At 59.6% G+C, this 17,705-nt stretch carries 14 protein-coding genes and 1 pseudogene; 10 read left to right on the forward strand and 5 right to left on the reverse strand.

Annotation, left to right across the window (positions count from 1 at the left end; translation table 11 throughout):
* Window positions 1-4: 4 nt before the first annotated feature.
* From fliD to BO996_RS00160, 5 genes and pseudogenes are all read right to left on the reverse strand, one after another.
* On the reverse strand, window positions 5-1,426 hold the full coding sequence (gene fliD / locus BO996_RS00140; protein ID WP_071956994.1) for a flagellar filament capping protein FliD: 1,422 nt from the start codon (window positions 1,424-1,426) through the stop codon (window positions 5-7).
* Between the two features lie 179 nt (window positions 1,427-1,605).
* Window positions 1,606-2,478: a flagellin domain-containing protein gene (locus BO996_RS00145; RefSeq protein WP_071953707.1), complete on the reverse strand. Its 873-nt coding sequence runs from the start codon at window positions 2,476-2,478 to the stop codon at window positions 1,606-1,608.
* A gap of 212 nt (window positions 2,479-2,690) precedes the next feature.
* A pseudogene (locus BO996_RS30005) lies at window positions 2,691-3,871 on the reverse strand (integrase core domain-containing protein).
* A 215-nt stretch (window positions 3,872-4,086) separates the two neighbouring features.
* A complete protein-coding gene (locus BO996_RS00155; protein WP_071953708.1) occupies window positions 4,087-4,938 on the reverse strand; it encodes a flagellin domain-containing protein in 852 nt (283 codons plus the stop codon).
* 249 nt (window positions 4,939-5,187) lie between these two features.
* Complete coding sequence (locus BO996_RS00160) at window positions 5,188-7,971, reverse strand: O-linked N-acetylglucosamine transferase family protein (RefSeq protein WP_232240437.1); 2,784 nt, start codon at window positions 7,969-7,971, stop codon at window positions 5,188-5,190.
* A gap of 367 nt (window positions 7,972-8,338) precedes the next feature.
* On the opposite strand from BO996_RS00160, the gene BO996_RS00165 reads away from it, so the two are divergent.
* From BO996_RS00165 to BO996_RS00210, 10 genes are read left to right on the forward strand one after another with little or no spacing between them, the layout of a single operon-like run.
* The gene (locus BO996_RS00165) at window positions 8,339-8,563 is read left to right on the forward strand and encodes an acyl carrier protein (RefSeq protein ID WP_034366508.1); all 225 of its coding nucleotides are present in this window, start codon (window positions 8,339-8,341) and stop codon (window positions 8,561-8,563) included.
* A gap of 4 nt (window positions 8,564-8,567) precedes the next feature.
* On the forward strand, window positions 8,568-9,608 hold the full coding sequence (locus tag BO996_RS00170) for a ketoacyl-ACP synthase III (RefSeq protein WP_232240438.1): 1,041 nt from the start codon (window positions 8,568-8,570) through the stop codon (window positions 9,606-9,608).
* A gap of 7 nt (window positions 9,609-9,615) precedes the next feature.
* Window positions 9,616-10,377, forward strand: coding sequence for an SDR family NAD(P)-dependent oxidoreductase (locus BO996_RS00175; protein ID WP_071953710.1), 762 nt, complete (start codon window positions 9,616-9,618; stop codon window positions 10,375-10,377).
* Window positions 10,374-11,114, forward strand: a complete 741-nt coding sequence (locus tag BO996_RS00180) for an SDR family NAD(P)-dependent oxidoreductase (protein ID WP_071953711.1) — start codon at window positions 10,374-10,376, stop codon at window positions 11,112-11,114. The genes BO996_RS00175 and BO996_RS00180 overlap by 4 nt, the downstream gene beginning before the upstream one ends.
* Window positions 11,114-11,755, forward strand: a complete 642-nt coding sequence (locus BO996_RS00185) for an acetyltransferase (protein WP_071953712.1) — start codon at window positions 11,114-11,116, stop codon at window positions 11,753-11,755. Before BO996_RS00180 ends, BO996_RS00185 begins: the two co-directional genes overlap by 1 nt.
* A 37-nt stretch (window positions 11,756-11,792) precedes the next feature.
* Window positions 11,793-12,920 (forward strand): aromatic ring-hydroxylating oxygenase subunit alpha, encoded by a 1,128-nt coding sequence (locus tag BO996_RS00190; RefSeq protein ID WP_232240439.1) that lies wholly within the window; start codon window positions 11,793-11,795, stop codon window positions 12,918-12,920.
* On the forward strand, window positions 12,910-13,587 hold the full coding sequence (locus tag BO996_RS00195) for a UDP-3-O-(3-hydroxymyristoyl)glucosamine N-acyltransferase (RefSeq protein WP_083571103.1): 678 nt from the start codon (window positions 12,910-12,912) through the stop codon (window positions 13,585-13,587). The genes BO996_RS00190 and BO996_RS00195 overlap by 11 nt, the downstream gene beginning before the upstream one ends.
* Window positions 13,588-13,602: 15 nt before the next feature.
* A complete protein-coding gene (locus BO996_RS00200; protein WP_071953715.1) occupies window positions 13,603-15,621 on the forward strand; it encodes a hypothetical protein in 2,019 nt (672 codons plus the stop codon).
* The gene (locus tag BO996_RS00205) at window positions 15,614-16,576 is read left to right on the forward strand and encodes a methyltransferase domain-containing protein (RefSeq protein ID WP_071953716.1); all 963 of its coding nucleotides are present in this window, start codon (window positions 15,614-15,616) and stop codon (window positions 16,574-16,576) included. The genes BO996_RS00200 and BO996_RS00205 overlap by 8 nt, the downstream gene beginning before the upstream one ends.
* Entirely contained in the window at window positions 16,573-17,700 is a 1,128-nt protein-coding gene (locus BO996_RS00210; RefSeq protein WP_071953717.1) for an N-acetyl sugar amidotransferase, read from the forward strand. Before BO996_RS00205 ends, BO996_RS00210 begins: the two co-directional genes overlap by 4 nt.
* Window positions 17,701-17,705 lie beyond the last annotated feature (5 nt).

Consider the following 17,705-nt stretch of genomic DNA (forward strand, 5'->3'; position numbering starts at 1 on the left):
GCTCCTATTTATTCCACTGGGAAACCTGCTGGTTCATGTAGGCACTGAGCGCCGAGTAGCCGCTCATCTTCTTGTCCAGCGACGCGTACTGCTCACGCAGGCGCTTTTCCAGCGAATCGGCCTGGTCGTTGATCCGGTCCTGGGACTTGCCGTTGCTCTTCTTGAGCTCCTGCAGGCTCTTGCTCTTGGTGTCGAAGGTGCCATCGAATTCCAGCGCCTTGCGCGTGAAATCCTTCATGCGCGCGGCCAGGCCCTGCGTATCAGGCTGCCCGTCCGTTCCCACCGCGGCAAACATCTTGCTCATGGACTCGGGGTCCTTCAGCGCTGCGTCCAGCTTGGTCTTGTCGCTTGCCGTCGTACCGAAGGCCAGCTTGCCGCCCTTCTGGATCTGTATGCCCATGTCCGACAGGCGCTTGAGCGTGTCCGCGCCGCCAGCAACCGTACCCGAGACCACGCTGCGCAGGCTGTTGGTCATGCCCACCGTGGTGGAGTCCCCCTGCAGCACGCCGGCCGCCTTGCTTTCGGCGTCGTACTTGGTCGAACTGGCCAACGCGTCATTGAGCCCGTTGTAGGCATCCATGAAGGCCTGGATCTTCTTCTTCATGCCCTCAGTGTCCGAGGACACCGTCACCGTCACCGGGGTGGCCGCCGCCGTCACCTGGTTCACGGTGATGTTCAGGCCAGGCACGGTCTGCTTGAACTCGTTGGTGGTCGATTGCACAGTGATGCCGTTGACATTGATCTCGGCATTCTGGGCGTACTGCGCCACGGAGCCCGTGGTTGCCTTGCCGTTGAAGGCCAGGGCCGACAGGCTGGAATCGCCGCTGGCACCGACCGTGAAGCCGGCATCGGCACCCGTGGCACGCGAGCGCAGCACCAGGCGTTCACCCTGGGCATCCTTGAGCACCGACGCCACCACGCCCGTGCCCTTGCTATTGATGGCCTGGACCACGTCTTCCAGCTTGGCACCGGCCGCGATATCGATCTCCACGGGAGTGCCGGGATTGCTGAACTGGTCGCCAGTCTTGTCCCAGCTGCCCATGGTGATGGTGAGCTTGCCAGCCCCGAACTGGGTGGCCGTCGGCATGACACCGGTCGCCACAGACTGGCTGCGCGCCAGTTGCGTCACCGAGATCACCGAAGATCCGGGCAGTGCATTGGCATCCGTCACCGTGGCAGTCACGGCCGTATTGGTCGAGGTGGCATTGGATAAACGCCACGTATCAGCGTCGGCAAGGGAAGTGGCCGCGTCCTGAAGCGTGGACATCAGGGACTTGATCTGCCCGAACGTGGATATCTTGGAATCCAGGACAGACGCTTTTTGCTGAAGCGGAACCAGTGACTGCCTTTGCAGGGCCACCAGTTTGGCGATCATCGTCTCGTCCAGGCCGCTGCCGCTGATGCCAGCTGAACTCAAGGTGGCCATGACCATCCCTTTCTAAGTGCAGAACACCTCCGCGCCATAGCGCAGAGCGCGTCCTTGCGAACACGCACACCAAATGCCCGAGAGCATTCCCCGGTATCTTATCGACCGGTTTTTCTGGAACCTGAGGCTTTTTTGGCCACGCCCCGCGCAGCCAGGCTCAAAGCCCCGCGGGCTCCCTCTTACTGGATCAGCTTGAGCACCGACTGGGGCAGTTGGTTGGCCTGGGCCACCATGGCTGTGCCGGCCTGCTGCAGGATCTGCGTGCGGCTCAGGTTGGCGGTTTCGGCAGCGAAGTCGGCATCCATGATGCGCGAGCGTGCGGATGCGGTGTTCTCTGCAGCCACCTGCAGGTTGGAGATCACGGCCTCAAAGCGGTTCTGGGCGGCACCGAAGGTGGCGCGTGTGTTGTTGACCAGATCCAGGGCGGTGTCGATGGCAGCCATGGACAGGCGGGCATCAGGGGCCGAGCTGCCCGCGCCGAGCAGCGAGCCCAGGGCTCCACCCAGGGAGGGCGGCGTGCCGCCGGTAATGGCCAGGCCGCCGGGCGTTGTGCCCGTCAGGTTGACGGCCATGATCGTGATCTGGTTGTCGGCGCCGGTATTGGCACCCACCTGGAACACGGTGGCATTGTTGTTGTCCAGCAGCTGGCGGCCGTTGAAGCTGGTGCTGCCGACGATACGGGCGATTTCCTGGGCCAGTTGCTTGAACTCCTTGTCCAGCGAACCACGGTCCGTCGTGCCGTTGGTGTCGTTGGCGGCCTGCACGGCCAGCTCACGCATGCGCTGCAGGTTGTCGCTGAGCTTGCCCAGCGCGCCTTCAGCCGTCTGCGCCATGGAAATGCCGTCATTGGCATTGCGCATGGCCACATTCATGCCGCGTACCTGAGCGTTCATGCGCTCGGCAATGGCCAGACCCGCCGCGTCGTCCTTTGCACTGTTGACACGCAGACCCGAGGACAGGCGCTGCATGGTCGTGCTCAGCGACGACTGGGATGTGCTGAGATTGCGCTGGGCGTTAAGCGAAACAAGATTGGTGTTGATGATGGATGCCATGGGGCAGCTCCTCGTTAGGCATGAACAATGGCCAACCGTTCGACGACCCCAAGCCGCCAGAACGCCAGAAAGCACGCCAGGACTTCCAGCTCTGCCTATCTGATGCCAACGATTGTGCGGAAAAGCCCCTGCGCCAAAGCGCCGATAAAGCCCATGATCGGACGCCAATTCACCCTTCGTGTACGTGTCAAGGACATGGGTAACAACTCAGCTCACAGACATGGGTAACACTTCAAGCTCACATAGTCCTTCTGGGGTCCTCGCACATCCTCTTCGTTGAAGCAGCCCAGTCGCACCGGCCCCAGATACACATCCCACTGGCCAGCGGCCACCTCCTGCATCCCGATCCACTGCCCCGCCAGCAGGTAGCCTATGTAGACCCGCAGCGCTCGCCAGTAAATCAGGCCGTTGTGGCTGACTCGAACTCGTTCCCAATGCTTCGGGTACTGCAGCTCGGGTAGCTTTGAGGGGTATGGCCTGGCCGAGTCGCTGTAGTGCTGGGCCGGCATGCTTTGCTGCAAGGCCTCATGCGGGCGCTGCTGGTTGTAGTGCTCCACAAAGGCATCGAGCTGCATCTGCAATGCCGCTTTGTCCGCCGCAGGCTCTTTGCCCAGGGCATGCTTGAGCGTGCGGTGCATCCGCTCGTGGCGACCGTTTTGCTGTGGCTTGCCCCTCTCGATGCGCTCCGGCCTGATGCCCAGCCTTATCCACCATATCGCCAGGCGTGACAGGCCCGCCACGCCAGTAGTCGCGAACGGCGGACCGTTGTCACTGCGTATGCGCTCGGGCAGTCCGTATTGCCGAAACACCTGTTCAAAGCTGCGTTTGGCATCCTCGTAGTTGGGGCTGTCGTAGACATGCACGGCCAGCAAATAGCGGCTGGCGTGGTCCATGATGGTCAATGGATAGCACCAGTGACCATCGGCTGTCTTGAACTGGCCTTTGTAGTCTGCACTCCATTGGGCTGCTTGCTCGTTCGCAAGGGCTGGGCCGTAGGCACCGAGCGTCTGCGTACACGCCTGCTGCAAACAAGCCCCTCAGCCTTCAGCACGTTGTAGATGGTGGTTTTGCTGGGTGTCTCCTGTGGGCCCCAACGCTGCAGGAGCAAAGCGTGCAGCTTCTTGGGCCCCATCTGTGACCTTTGCTGCGTGCGCAGCTCAATGATGGCCCGGCGCTGTGCATAGCTGATCGCCTGATTGTTCCCGTGGGGCCTGCGACTGCGTTCTTGCAATCCATCCATGCCCAGTTGGCGGTAACGCTCAACCCACTTGTAGGCCGTCTTGCGGCTGATGCCGTAGCGCCTGCACAGCTCGCTCAGCGGCACGCCACTGCGCAGATGGTCGGCTATGAAGACCAGTTTCTCGTCCATGGGTGCGCACTCCTTCCAGGGCATGGTGATCGCTCCTTGGCTGCTGTTGGCTACAGCTGCCAAGCTTGGATCTGTTACCCATGTCCTTGTACTGATGTGTCACCTATGAGTGTGAGTCGTACCTCGAACACCCTCTTCGCCCACTCTTTCGGCCATAAAAAAAAACCCAGGCAGATGCCTGGGGTCTGGAGAATTCCGGCCGCCTCCTGCTTGGGAAGGCAGCCGGACTCGTACTACGATCAGCGCAGCAGGGCCAGAACGCCCTGGGGCAGCTGGTTGGCCTGGGCCACCATCGCCGTGCCGGCTTGCTGCAGGATCTGCGAGCGGCTCAGGTTGGCGGTTTCCGAAGCGAAGTCGGCATCCATGATGCGGCTACGGGCCGAAGCGGTGTTCTCGGAAGCCACTTGCAGGTTCGAGACCACGGCCTCGAAGCGGTTCTGCGTGGCACCCAGCACGGCGCGCTCGGAGTTGACCGTGTCCAGGGCCGTGTCCAGGTTGCTGATCACGGTGGCCAGGGCAGTCGCGGTCAGGGCCGTGGTGGCGTCGGAGCCGATCGAAGCGCTGGTGATGTTGCCGATATCGGTGTTCGTGCCCAGATTGCTCGTGGTGACGGTGATCGAATCGTTGGCCGAAGTGTTGGCGCCCACTTGGAAGTTGATGGCACCGGCATCGGTGCTCAGGATCTTCTTGCCGTTGAAATCAGCGCCCTTGATCACGCGGTCGATTTCCTTGCCCAGCTCGACGAATTCCTTGTTCAGCGAAACCTGGTCCTTGGCGCCGTTGGTGCCGTTACGGGCCTGCACAGCCAGTTCACGCATACGCTGCAGAGCGTCGGTCACCTTGGACAGGGCGCCTTCAGCGGTCTGCGCCATCGACACGCCATCGTTGGCGTTGCGCACTGCCACGTTCATGCCGCGGACCTGGGCATTCATGCGTTCTGCGATGGCCAGGCCAGCGGCGTCATCCTTGGCGCTGTTGACGCGCAGGCCGGAGGACAGGCGCTGCATGGTGGTGGACAGCGAGCTTTGCGAAGTAGCCAGGTTGCGCTGGGCGTTCAGCGATTGCACGTTGGTGTTGATAGACATGGCCATGGTGACAACTCCTAGTAAAGTCAGTTACGTCGCCGCCACGGTGCCCTCGCTTATCGCAAGGCGGGCGGCGGCGGCCCAATCCGACCATCGGCCGCTTTCACATCGAATTACGCGGCTTTTGGTGGGCTCAGGACTTTTTGTCCCTCTGCTGAGTTGGTTTTCGGAGCTGCCCCGGCGAACTTTAGGGGGACTTCACAAGATTTTTTGCACCGCGCGGCATGGCCCATCCGCGCGGTGCCTGATTCGCTGTTACAAAACGGGCGCCACGGGAGCGGCCAGACCCAGATCCTCATAGGAGACACGCAGATCCACAGGCTCCTGTCCCTGGCACCAGCGGGCCCAGGCCTGGCGCATCCCCATCGCCACCGAGCGCGCCACGATGTCTGCCTGTTGCGGCTCCAGGTCCTGCAGGCGTGCGCGCAGCCCCTGGCGTATCTGCTGCAGCTGCGGCAAATGTGCCTGCCAGTACGCAGCCTGGTCCAGCAGTTGCGCCAGGTCCCGCGCTGCAAAGCCCTGGTCCAGGCCCACACGAGCCATCACTTCGGCCGACTGCCGCCCCGCCAGCAGCTCCCCCATCAGCGTCAGAGTGGGCACGCCCATCCACAGGGCGTGGTTGGTGACCACTCCGCCCGTAAAAGGCAAGGTATCCAGGCAGATGTCTATGTCATGGTGGGCACGCAGATAGTGCTCGAACCCCATCTGCTCCACAAAATCGACGCGCTGCGCGGCCACGCCCTCCTCGGCCAGCCAGTCACGCAGGTGCTGCGGAGGACCGGAACGGGGACAGGCCGCGATCTTCAGCCGCGCCGTGGGCAGGGCGCGCAGCACCTCACCCCAGACAGAAACCACCTTGCGGTTGATCTTGGACAAACGGTTGAAGGAGCCAAACGTCAAATGCCCGTTGCGCAGCGCCGGCAGTGGTGCCACGGGCTCCTGGTGGATGCCTCCGTCGAAGACATAGGCCAGCGGAACACGCATCAGCCGCTCCGTCAGCTGGGTCTTTAGCAACTCATCTTCCAGGATCAGGTCGCTGAGCACGATGTAGTCCATGGTTTCCAGCCCAGTGCTGCCGGGGTTGCCTATCCAGGTCACTTGCAGCGGCGCGGGCCGGGCTGCGAATACATCCAGCCTGTGCCCCCGCGTATGGCCGCTGAGGTCAAACAGGATGTCAATACCGTCGGCCTGCACCAGATTGACCATCGACTGCACATTCATATCCCGGATACCGCGCCATAGCTGGAACAGTCCCTGGAATTCCTTGGTAACCCCGTCGTGGATCTCGTTGTTGCAATAGGCAACGCACACCAAATCATCACGCCGCGACAGCTCCCGCATTACCGGCAGAAAGAACTTGGCCGCCGCGTGGCTGCGCAGATCGCCCGATACAAAGCCCACGCGCAATGTCTTGCCTGGCTCACGGGCGTTTTCATGCCGCCCCGCCATGCGCTGCCGCATGAGCGCGCCATATTCCCGGTTGGCACGCCCCACCGAGTCTGCACTGGCATCAGGCGAATGGAGCATGGCGAACAGCCTTGCGCTGTAGGCGGGCTTGTAGTCCGGGTGCAGCCTCACCAGATCGTCGAGTTGCTGCCTATGGCGCAGGGCATCACCGCAGCGGTCCCAGTAGGCAGCGCGCTGAAACATCAGTTCGCGGTCACCGGGAAGGCGTTCCAACGCCTCGCACAGGGCCTGATCGAGCCGGGGCAGGTCATGTGTTTCCAGCAGCACCTGGCAGCGAAGCATGTGGGCGCGGGCACTGCCGGGCTCGATTCGCAGTGCCTGCTCAAGCAGTTCCAGCGCCTGTGCCCATTTCTTCTGGGCGAACAACGTGAAGGCGGTCTCGCAGTGGAGCACCACATTGTCGGGGCGCAGTTGCAGTGCTTTGCTCAGGCAGGTTTCGGCTTCTTCCAGCCGACCGCCCGCACACAGCAGCAGCGCAAGCTGCAACAGCAGCTCCAGGCTCTCAGGCTTGATCTGAAGGGCCATGCGATACGCGGTTTCAGCCTGCAATGCCCAACCCGCCTGTCCCAGCACACGGGCACTGGCCAGGCACAGGCGCAGATCCTCGGGCCGCTGCTGCATGAGCAGCACCAGGAACTGTGCGCACTCCTGCAGCCTGCCGGTGTTCTGCAACGCGCCAGTCAGCCGGGACAAGGTGTCCACATCCTCAGGATCGAGCAGCAGTGCGTTCACATAGCAGGGCAGGCTGTCTTCGATGCGGTCCTGGGCGCACAAGGCATCCCCCAGATGTGCGAAGGCCTGGGTCCAATGCGGCCGCAGCGCCAACGCCGCACGCATTGCCCGCTCGGCCTCGGCCGCGTAGCCTGCCTGCAGGCAGATGCCCCCCAGGTTGAACTGCACCTCGGCATCGCGCGGCAGCAGGCTGGCCGCCTGGCGCGCTGCCTGCAGGGCGGCCTCGATGCGCCCCCCCGCGTGATCGGCTGCCGCCTTGAGTTTCCAGACCAGGCCGCTTTTGGGATATTGGCGCACCAGCGAACCCGCCAGCTGGCTGACCTCGGCATGCTCGCGTTGCGCAAACAGCTGCATCAGCAGGCGCAGCTGCGCCTCGGGCACACGGCCTCGGCCATCGCCGACAGCAGGTGCCATCTCGGGCTCGGCCGGCCCCAGCGGCCAACGCGCGGCCTGCTCTTCCAAAAAAGCCGCGGCCTGCGCGCCCTGCACCAGGGCCACATCCTTTTCCAGCTGCTCCAGAGCGATCTCCTGCATGCCGTTGGCCCGGGCCACGTCGATCAGCGAGATGGCCATGTCCAGCAGGCTCTCGCGGATCAGCATGTGGATGTACAGGCGCCAATAGCTGAAGTCTGCAGGCCGCACACCGATGGCCGCCTCCAGATACGGAAGCGCCTCGGCACTGCGCAGTTGGTGCAGCCCCAGCAGCAGCCCCATGCCATGCAGGGCCTCGGCATGGCCGGGAGCCTGTTCGAGAACCTGGGCATAGGCCTCCTGTGCCTGCTCGAAATTCCACTGGTCGTGCAACTGGCGGGCATGCTGCAAAAGCTCGGTTGTATTCATTTTGATCATCAAGGTTGCGGGCAGACGCCCCACCACAGGCCCGGCACCCAGGCCGACACCCGCACAAATGCCGCCATCGTGCAGGCAAGCCGGCAGGCACGGCCCCCGGATAAGCGGGCGCAAACCGCATTTCTTCCACCTTTGCCAGACGGACCGGTCACCAGCTGCTACAAAACAGGAAGCACGCCACGTGGCTGTATGCCATCATCCCCGGCTTCGCACGGACACAATCGCCTCTCGCAGCATCGGAACAGGCCCCGCTTTTACCTACAGTTCCAACCTTCCGGCGCAGGAGGGCTCTGCGAAAATTCATCGAAGCGTTTGCCCTCATAGGCAGGTGCGCAGCTCTTTTTCAGGAACATATCCCATGCCCTCCATTGACCAATTCATCGAAAGCTTTCTGACCGCCGTGGACTTCCAGGAAGCCGTAGCAGTCACCCCTGACACCGAACTCAGGAGCCTGCCCGAGTGGGACTCGCTGGCCGCGCTGGGCGTGATCGTCATGTTCGACGTCGACTACGGCAAGACCATCACGGGCGACGATCTCAAGAACTGCTCGACCATCACCGATCTCTACAAGCTGCTGGGCTAACGCCATGACGCTGTCTACTCTGCATAACGTCCGCTTCGCAGGCATGGCCAGTTGCGTGCCGCGGCATGTCGTGCACAACATCAACGACGTCCCGCCCCATCTGCGCTCCGAACGTGAACGCCTGGTGCGCAACATCGGTATCGAGACGCGCAGAGTCTGCCCGAGCTGGCAATGTTTCTCGGATCTTGCCTTTGAAGCAGCGGAAAAGCTGCTGGCGGAATTACAGTGGGCACGCGACGAGATAGATGCCTTGATCGTCGTCACGCAGTCACCAGACTATCTGACTCCTGCTACAGCCATCATCCTGCAGGACCGCCTCGGACTGCCACACAGCACCGTGGCTTTTGACGTCAATCTCGGATGCTCAGGCTACCCGTTTGCCTTGCAGATCCTCGGCAGCATGATCGCCTCGGGAGTAGTCAAAAAAGGCCTGGTACTTCTCGGCGACCGCTCCAGTTACAAGCACAAGGACTCACTCAAGGATCCACTATTCTCCGATGCCGCCACCGCGACTGCACTTGAGCATCGGCATGGCGTAGCGCCCATGCACTTCGACCTCAACAGTGACGGCAGCGGCCACAAAGCCATCATGGTGCCTGTGGGCGGGCACCGCCAGCCATTCGAGCTGGAGCACGCGATCGCTCACAAAGCAGAGGACGGCTTTTGGTATTCCAATCTTGACCTCGTGCTAGACGGCCCCGCCGTTCTGAGCTTTTCCACTCAGCGCGTCCCTCCCATGGTCGAACGTCTGATGGACTATGCGCACACGCCCAAGGAGACAATCGACTACTTTGTCTTCCACCAAGCCAACCGCATGATCAACGAAACCATCCGCAAAAAGCTCGGGCTGGCCCCGGAGAAAGTGCCTTCTTCCCTGCGGGAGTTTGGCAATACCAGTGGAGCCTCGCTGCCGGTCACGGTGACCACAAGGCTCAACGAAACGTTGGTACAGGGCCGGCACCGCCTACTGCTATGCGGCTTCGGGGTCGGCCTGTCCTGGGGGGGGCCATCGTGGACATCGAATCGGCCTGCTTTCCAGCCCTGATTGAAGCATGATGGAGCATGATCCATTCTCACTGGCCGGAAAGCGCATCCTGGTCACGGGTGCATCGTCAGGCATAGGCAGGCAGACTGCGCTGAGCTGCGCGCAAATGGGAGCGCAATTGGTAGTCACCGGCCGTGACCCCCAGCGTCTGCATGCCACGCTCGAAACACTCGAAGGCAGCGGCCATCTGTCCGTTGTAGCCGACCTCACAGAGTCCACCGCTTTGGAGGCACTTGCGGTACAAGCGGGCGTTGTTGACGGCATTGTGCATGCGGCAGGCATATCCAAGCTGACGCCTTTTCGCCTTATTAGCCAGCCGCATCTGGAAGAGATGTTCACCCACAACACCTATGCACCCATGCTGCTGACACGCATGCTGCTTGCTAAGAAGCGCATCTTAGCAGGGGGATCCATTGTTTTCATATCGGCGCTCTCCTCGCACAGTGGCGCACTCGCGACCTCCGCCTATGCGGCAAGCAAATCGGCGCTTCTGGGTGCCATGCGCTCGCTCGCGCTGGAAGTGGCAAAGCAAGGGATACGTGCCAACTGCATTGCTCCCGGCTATGTGCGTACGCCCATGCTCGATGAACTGGCACAGAGCGGCGGAAAAATGGATGAGTTGTTCGCTCTGACGCCCCTTGGCATGGGAGAACCTGAGGACGTGGCTCATGCTGCCGTTTTCTTTTTGTCAGATGCGAGCCGCTGGATTACTCGTAACTACTTCATTCTCGACGGCGGACTGAGCACGCCCATGGATATCTACGCATGAGCGGTTCGGCCCCCTATCCCTTTTCCGTAATGGGCAAGTCGTTCCTGATCACGGGTGCCTCATCCGGCCTGGGCCGGCATCTTGCCGAAACCCTGGCACGACGCGGAGCGCGTCTGGTTATTACCGGACGCGATGAATCACGCCTTCAAGCAAGCTATGACGCACTACGAGGCGAGGAACATGTGCAGGTTTTGGCGGACCTCACCCTGGCGGCAGACCGTGATCGGCTGGTTCAGGCTGCGGGCAACCTGGACGGCATGGTGCACTGTACCGGCCTGCAAAGACATTGCCCCGTCCGCCAACTGAGCGAGGCCGTAATGACGCAAATGTACGAAGTCAACTTCCTGGCACCCGTGATGCTGACTCAACGCCTGCTGCAAGCCAATGCCATCCGGCAGCGGGGCTCAATCATCTTCATGCTATCCACGGCAGCACATATCGGCACTCGCGGACTTGGCCCCTACTCGGCGATGAAGTCAGCACTGATGGGTATCATCAAGTGCCTGGCGCTTGAGCAGGCCAAGCGAGGTATCCGCGTCAATGGCATATCCCCTTCGGCCATCGCCACGCCAATGTGGGAGGCGCATCAGGATCTGCTCGAACAACAGAGGGCCCGACATCCTCTCGGCCTGGGTCGGCCCGATGACGTGGCCAACGGCGCCGTCTACCTATTGTCCGATGCCAGCCGCTGGTTGACGGGCACCAGTCTTGTCATGGATGGTGGAGCGGTAATCTGATGAAGAAGGTCTACATCATTGGAGCCGGAGGCTGGGGACGCGAAGTATTGGTACAGATGCGCGACTCGCTTGAGTGCGACAGCAAGTGGACGATTGCAGGCTTTCTCGATACGCGCCCCCACATACTCGACGGCATCGACTGCGGCGCAGCTGTTGTCGGAAACCCCCTGACCCACACTCCTCGGCACGATGAATTCTTTGTCTGCGCCATCGGCTTGCCCCGCCCACGCCAGCAATTTACCCAGCCCCTGCTCGGCAGAGGAGGTGAGTTTATCCACATCCGCACGCCCTACAACACGCATGGCTACCTGAGCGCACGCGTACACTTGGGCACGGGTTGTTTCTGGGCCGCTCGTGTACAGATCAGCCCTGATGTCTGGATCGGCGATTTTGCCAATATTCATAGCGGCACGATCATAGGCCATGATGCGCGCATTGGCAGATACGCACAGATTGGCGCAATGACCTTTATCGGGGGCGGCGCACAGATCGGCGATTTCGCCATCGTACATCCAAACGCGACAGTCACCCCTGGCGTTCAAATCGGCGAAGGGGCTACGGTGGGTGCCGGCGCGGTCGTTCTAAAAAACGTTGCAGCTGGCGCCACGGTATTCGGCAATCCCGCTCGCGTAATTTTCTAGCGATTCACAGGCAATAGGACTTACTATGCGCTCGCGCATGCTTCCGAAATATTATATATCACAGAGCAACTTCGAGAGAGAAAGAAGCAAGATTTTTCGAAATGCCTGGGTATTTGCCGGTTTGTCGAACCTGCTTCCAGAAAACCATTCATTTATAACGCGAAAAATTGCCGGAATTCCGATTGTTATTCAAAACTTCAAAGGCCAACTACGCGCCTTCGAAAACATCTGCCTACATCGCGGAGCCCCTTTGCAGAAGGGGCCCAGCGGTATACGCCCTTTAATTTGTGCTTACCACGCCTGGAGCTATGACAGCGAAGGCCACGTAAAGAATATCCCGGACTGCGATATCATCTACCACTTGGATCCGTGCGAAAAAAGTACGTTGAAGCTCCGCGAATTCTCACTTCAACAAATCGGCCAGTTGCTTTTCATCAATATTTCCCATGATCCCATGCCGATTGAGGAGCAGTTCACACCGGAGTTCATTGACCTACTGCGCGGCAGCTCCGAGTTTTATGACAGCGAGGTTATGACAACCACCTGGCACGCCAATTTCAACTGGAAACTTGCGCAAGAGAATCTGCGCGACCTAAACCATGTGAAGTACGTGCATGCCAAGAGCCTGTCCAAGGTTTCTCATTTCGCCATCACAGCGGAAGATGCCAGCTCCATCGAATCAGATTTGATTGACCTTTCCACCAAGGCGCTCCGCCAAGAAATGAGAAAGTTCAGTCATGGCGGACCCGAGGGACACAACCATTTCACCACCCATTTTCCCTGGATGGAGAAAGTGGAACGCTGGGGCAATATCGACAGCTATTTTAACTGGCTTGCATACCCAAATTTACATATAGCAAGTGGCAACGGTGGATACTCATTTACCATTGAAAATTACATACCCATAGCTCCCGGAAAAACGGACGTGGAAATTTTTTTCATGACGGGAAGAAAAAAAATCAACTACGCCGATTCATATCAGGTCCTGCTGTCACACATGCATTACAGCAAGCAGATTCTCGGTGAAGACATCGAAATCCTTGAGGCCATTCAATCGGGACTACACAATGAAGCGCCAGCTCCTTTTCAAGGGGCATACGAAAGCAAGAACCGGGAGATCGAGCGTTGGTACTCCATCTTGATGGAGACCGATCATGGCATATAGATGGATTATCGGCAGCGGCGCACAGTTGGATTTAGCCTTCTACGCTTGGGAAAAAGCATGCCCCGAAGAAAAGGTGGAACGCATCGAGATAAGACAGGGTTCAGATTTTACTTTTGATCTATCCATTTTTAGTAAACTGGAGCCACGCCAAGGCAAAGCATTCATCGCATTTGACGAACGTTTCGGAAATTTTAAACGAATGGAACTGATGCAAGCGGCGCTGGCCCGCGGGCTGTGTCTGGAGTCCTTCATCAGCTGCAATGCCAACATCGCGGATGACGCTTTGATCGGAATGAATACATTCATAGGCCCGCAGGTTTCAGTCGCACACGGGTGCCAAATAGGTTTCAACTCCGTCCTCCACGCTGGCGTAAATATTGGCGCACGAAGCAGGATCAAGGCTTCTTGCTGGATCGAAAGTGGTGTACAGATAGGCGCGGGTGTTGAAATAGGCGCCCACGCCATATTGCGTATGGGAACCTTGGTTGGTACGGGAGTGAAGATAGGCAAAGGATGTGAACTCGGCTGGCCGCGCCTTTACAGGCAAGATATTCCGGCCAAAACAATCTTTGACCCTCGGTATGACGAGCCCATCCATGTCTTTACAGACAGTGGCTCCGAATACGTGCCCCAACACGCACGATCCAAAAGCCAGGCACGCGACTAGCACTCACTTTCAATCATGATTTTTTCACAGGCTGTTTTTGTCCCTGATCTGGTGCATGACCAGAAAACCTACTATGCCGGTGGGCAGCGATCCATGTCCAACGGCTTCTTCAGCTTGGTCAAAGAACCTGTACGCCAAGCCTGCGGCATCGAGATCAGCCTGATGGGATCTGGAAAGGGATTCGGCTTTTCTACAAAGTCCCGGCAGGCCAGCCTAAGACAGTCGGAGTTCGATAACGTCCTTTTTCAGGATTTGGCTCGTGCAGGACATGACGGCCTACGGCCCTTCTGGGAAGCCACTTACCACCACATGGGTGAAGCGGCCACAGACTATCTCTTTGCACATATTCAACTCGATGCCCTCCTGATGGCATTTGATATGCCCCCCTGGCTCAGGCAGGCCTGCACAAATAGGGGCATACGGTTTCTCGACATGCGCCACTCGCCGCTGCGCTTCGGACGGGATCTCTACATCGCACTGAGAAGCAACGATCCCACGCTGCAAAGCCGCATGAAAGGATGGCAGACACCCGCCGAGGAACTTCGACTGGAAGCTTCGCTGCTTGCCGCCAATCTGCAAATACACCGCGGTCGGGGTGAAGAGAACCTGCGCTATCACTTCGACCTCGATGACTGCTTCGTCTTCGTGGGCCAACACCCGCTTGATCCTGCACTGTTGAAGGCAGACGGCTGCTACCGAGGGTATGCGGACCACGTGCAGCGGCTGCGTGAACTGGCGGCGGGGCGCAGGGCACTCTATCTACCGGACTGGAGCACTCACCTCAAGTCCGAGGAAAACCCCCTCAGCATGGCAGATCACGCGCGTTCCGCGCTGGCAGATGTTCTGGGCATGCCGGTACAGGCCTGCACCCAGAGCATTTACCAAGTGCTGGCCGCACACGAATCCCCGGTCCTTGCCGGCCTGAATGCACCCGCGCTGCAGGAAGCTGCCTGGTTTGACCAGGCGACTGCCTATCAAATGGAACCCGCATGCGTCCCGCTGACGTGTGAAGCCATACCTGCCAGCGAATCCTATGTCCAGGTCCACTTCCAGGATTTCATCGCCCCAGTCTTCTGGCATACCCTGCTCGCGCCCGATATGGTGGCACCGCGGACTCCCAGGCTCCCGGCTCTGAGCCGTCACTGCGGCCGAGAGATGCTAGATCTGTGGGGAGACTATGAAAAGGTCCTGACTTGGCAGCGAACCGTGCCGCTAGCCACTTTTGATCGCTCCGGTGGAGGTCTGCTGCGTGACCGCGTCGAGACTCTGGTTCAGCAACAGGCCAGGGCCGGATCTCCCCCCGGCCGGGAGGTGCAAGACAGCCCGTTCGCATCGGCACGCGCCATTGCCAAGCTTCACAATAGCAAGCTCGGCCAAACCGCCTATGTGCTCGGCAACGGACCCTCGCTGAACGGCTTCGATCTCTCCGAACTCATGGCGCGCGAATCCTTCTGGTGCAACCGTGCTTTCGAAATGGAACGACAAGGCATCGAGTTCCGACCTCGCTACTATTTCTGGGGCGATCAGATTGGTGCGCAAATGTTCGCCAACGACATTCTGACTGTGCAGGCCGGCCTCAAGTTCTTCCGGTCAGGCACCTACCAGATTCTCCGCAAGAATCACTCTGACAGATTGGCTTTACAGCCAGCCGTCTGGTACGACTGCCGTGAAACATTCGGCATGGACATGCACGACGACGCAGAGAATTTTTCTTACGATCCTGGCGTAATGCTGTTCTCGGGCTGGTCCGTTGTACTGGAGGCCATACAGTTCGCCTACTACATGGGCTATACCAGAGTCTACGTGGCGGGAGTGGACCTTGACTACTCAAAGGCCAACTATTTCTTCCCATCGAACGGCAATGATATTGGTGCCATGGACTGCACTCTGGACGCTATCGGCAAATCTTTCACCGTTGCCAGAAACCATTTCGAAAGAAATGGCCGGGTCCTCGCCAAGATTACGCAGTCCCCGAATCTGCCATTGGAGTTCTTTGACGATAGTTCGTTGATCCGGAGGCCCCTTGATGTCTAACACGACCAACTGCGGCCGGCTGGCAGCAGACCGCCAGGCCGAGGAGTTCGCGCAGTTGCTGACCGGCATGCGTGGCGCCTATCTGCGCGGAGAAAATGCCATGGAATACGCACGACTCGCTCTGGGTCGCACCGACAACCTTGCCGCAGCAACGCTGATCGCCTATGACCTTCAGGCCGGCTCCTACATCCGGCACGCGTTGTCGGATCCACAGGCAAAGAACCGCTGGACTGGCCAGTTAGCCCGGCTTTTGGCGCCCCACCTGGATACCGACTCGTGTGTTCTGGAAGTGGGCGTGGGAGAAGCCACAACCCTTGCAGGCGTGCTGGATCAACTGCGGCACCTCAACATCCATCCGGCTAAGGCCATGGGCCTGGATATCAGCTGGTCACGCTGTGCCCATGGCCGCCAATGGCTGGAGCGCAAGGGGCAAAGCGCAAAGCTTTTCGTGGCTGACCTGTTCCGCATCCCGCTGGCTGATGACAGTGTGGATGTGATCTACACATCCCACTCACTGGAGCCCAATGGAGGACGCGAGGCGGAGGCCATCAGCGAACTGCTCCGGGTGGCGCGCAAGTCCGTCGTCCTGGTAGAACCCATCCACGAGCTGGCTGACGCTGAGGCGCAGCAGCGCATGCGCCACCACGGCTATGTCCGCAATCTCAGAAGCGTGGCCTTGGAGCTAGGTTTCGAGATCGAGGACTACCGGCTGCTAGACTTTTGCGCCAACGCGCTCAACCCCAGTGGAGTCATCACGATCCGCAAGACCCGAGCCCCCGGCCGGGCGCGTCTTGCCTGGCGCTGTCCGATCACCCATGCGCCACTCAATGCATCGGCCACGGCTTTCTCCTCGATTCAGACGGGTCTTGTCTATCCCGTGCTGGACGGTATCCCTCTACTGTGCAAAGACCATGCCGTACTGGCCTCGGCCTATGGAATGCCGCTGGATCCATGAAATACTGCACCACCTGCCTGCAGCCCAATACCAGGCCCAATTCGGTCTTTACGCCAGTTGGACAATGCCCGGCCTGTGCCTATCACGAGGCTGCGAAGCACATCGACTGGCAGGAACGCTACGAGATGCTCACAGACCTCGTGGCTGGTCATCGCCGGCAGAAAAAATCCGGATTCGACTGCATCATAGGCGTCAGTGGAGGCAAGGACAGCACCCGCCAAGCCCTGTGGGTACGCGACAAGCTCGGATTGAAGCCCCTTCTGGTGACGCTTAGCCATCCGCCGCAACAGGTGTCGCAATTGGGTGTGGACAACATATCCAACCTCATCGAGCTTGGCTTTGATGTGGTCATGTCCTCGCCTGCGCCAGATACCTGGCGCCAGTTGATGCTTGACGGCTTCATGAAGTTCACCAACTGGGCGCGGTCCACGGAGCTGGCACTGTTCAGCTCCGTACCCCAGTTGGCCATCCGCTATGGAATTCCACTGATCTTCTGGGGCGAGAATCCCGCACTGCAAGTCGGCGACATCAAGACAATGGGCCGTAATGGCTACGATGGCAACAACCTGAGGTACTCCAACACCCTGAGTTCGGGGCACCAATGGATGCTCGCTGCCAATCATGCGCCGCAACACATCCTTCCCTACATCTATCCAAGCGAACAGGAATTTAACGAGGCGGGTATCCAGATCATCTTTCTCGGTTGGTTCATGGGCGACTGGAGCCTTACCACCAACGCAGGCTATGCCTGCTCGAATGGCCTGCGTATCCGCGAGGAGGGACCGGGGCAGACCGGCGATCTCTATGGCCTCAGCAACCTCGACGAAGATTGGCACAACATGAACCAGATGGTGAAATACCTGAAGTTCGGCTTCGGCAAGGTCACGGAATATGTCAATGAAGGGCTGCGCGCAGGCACCATGGACAGGCCTACGGCCATACGCCTTGTACAGCAGTACGACGGGAAGTGTTCACCCGAATACATCCTCAGCTTCTGCAAGTTCATCGACATCGATGTTGCCCGGTTCTGGGAACATGTCCATGCGTCGACCAATCGCATATTGTTCGATATCGATGGCCAAGGGAACATCCATCCACGCTTCGTAGTGGGGTCTGGACTGTGAACCGC

The sequence above is a fragment of the Delftia sp. HK171 genome (genome assembly GCF_001886655.1).
Classification (GTDB): Bacteria; Pseudomonadota; Gammaproteobacteria; order Burkholderiales; family Burkholderiaceae_C; genus Comamonas; species Comamonas acidovorans.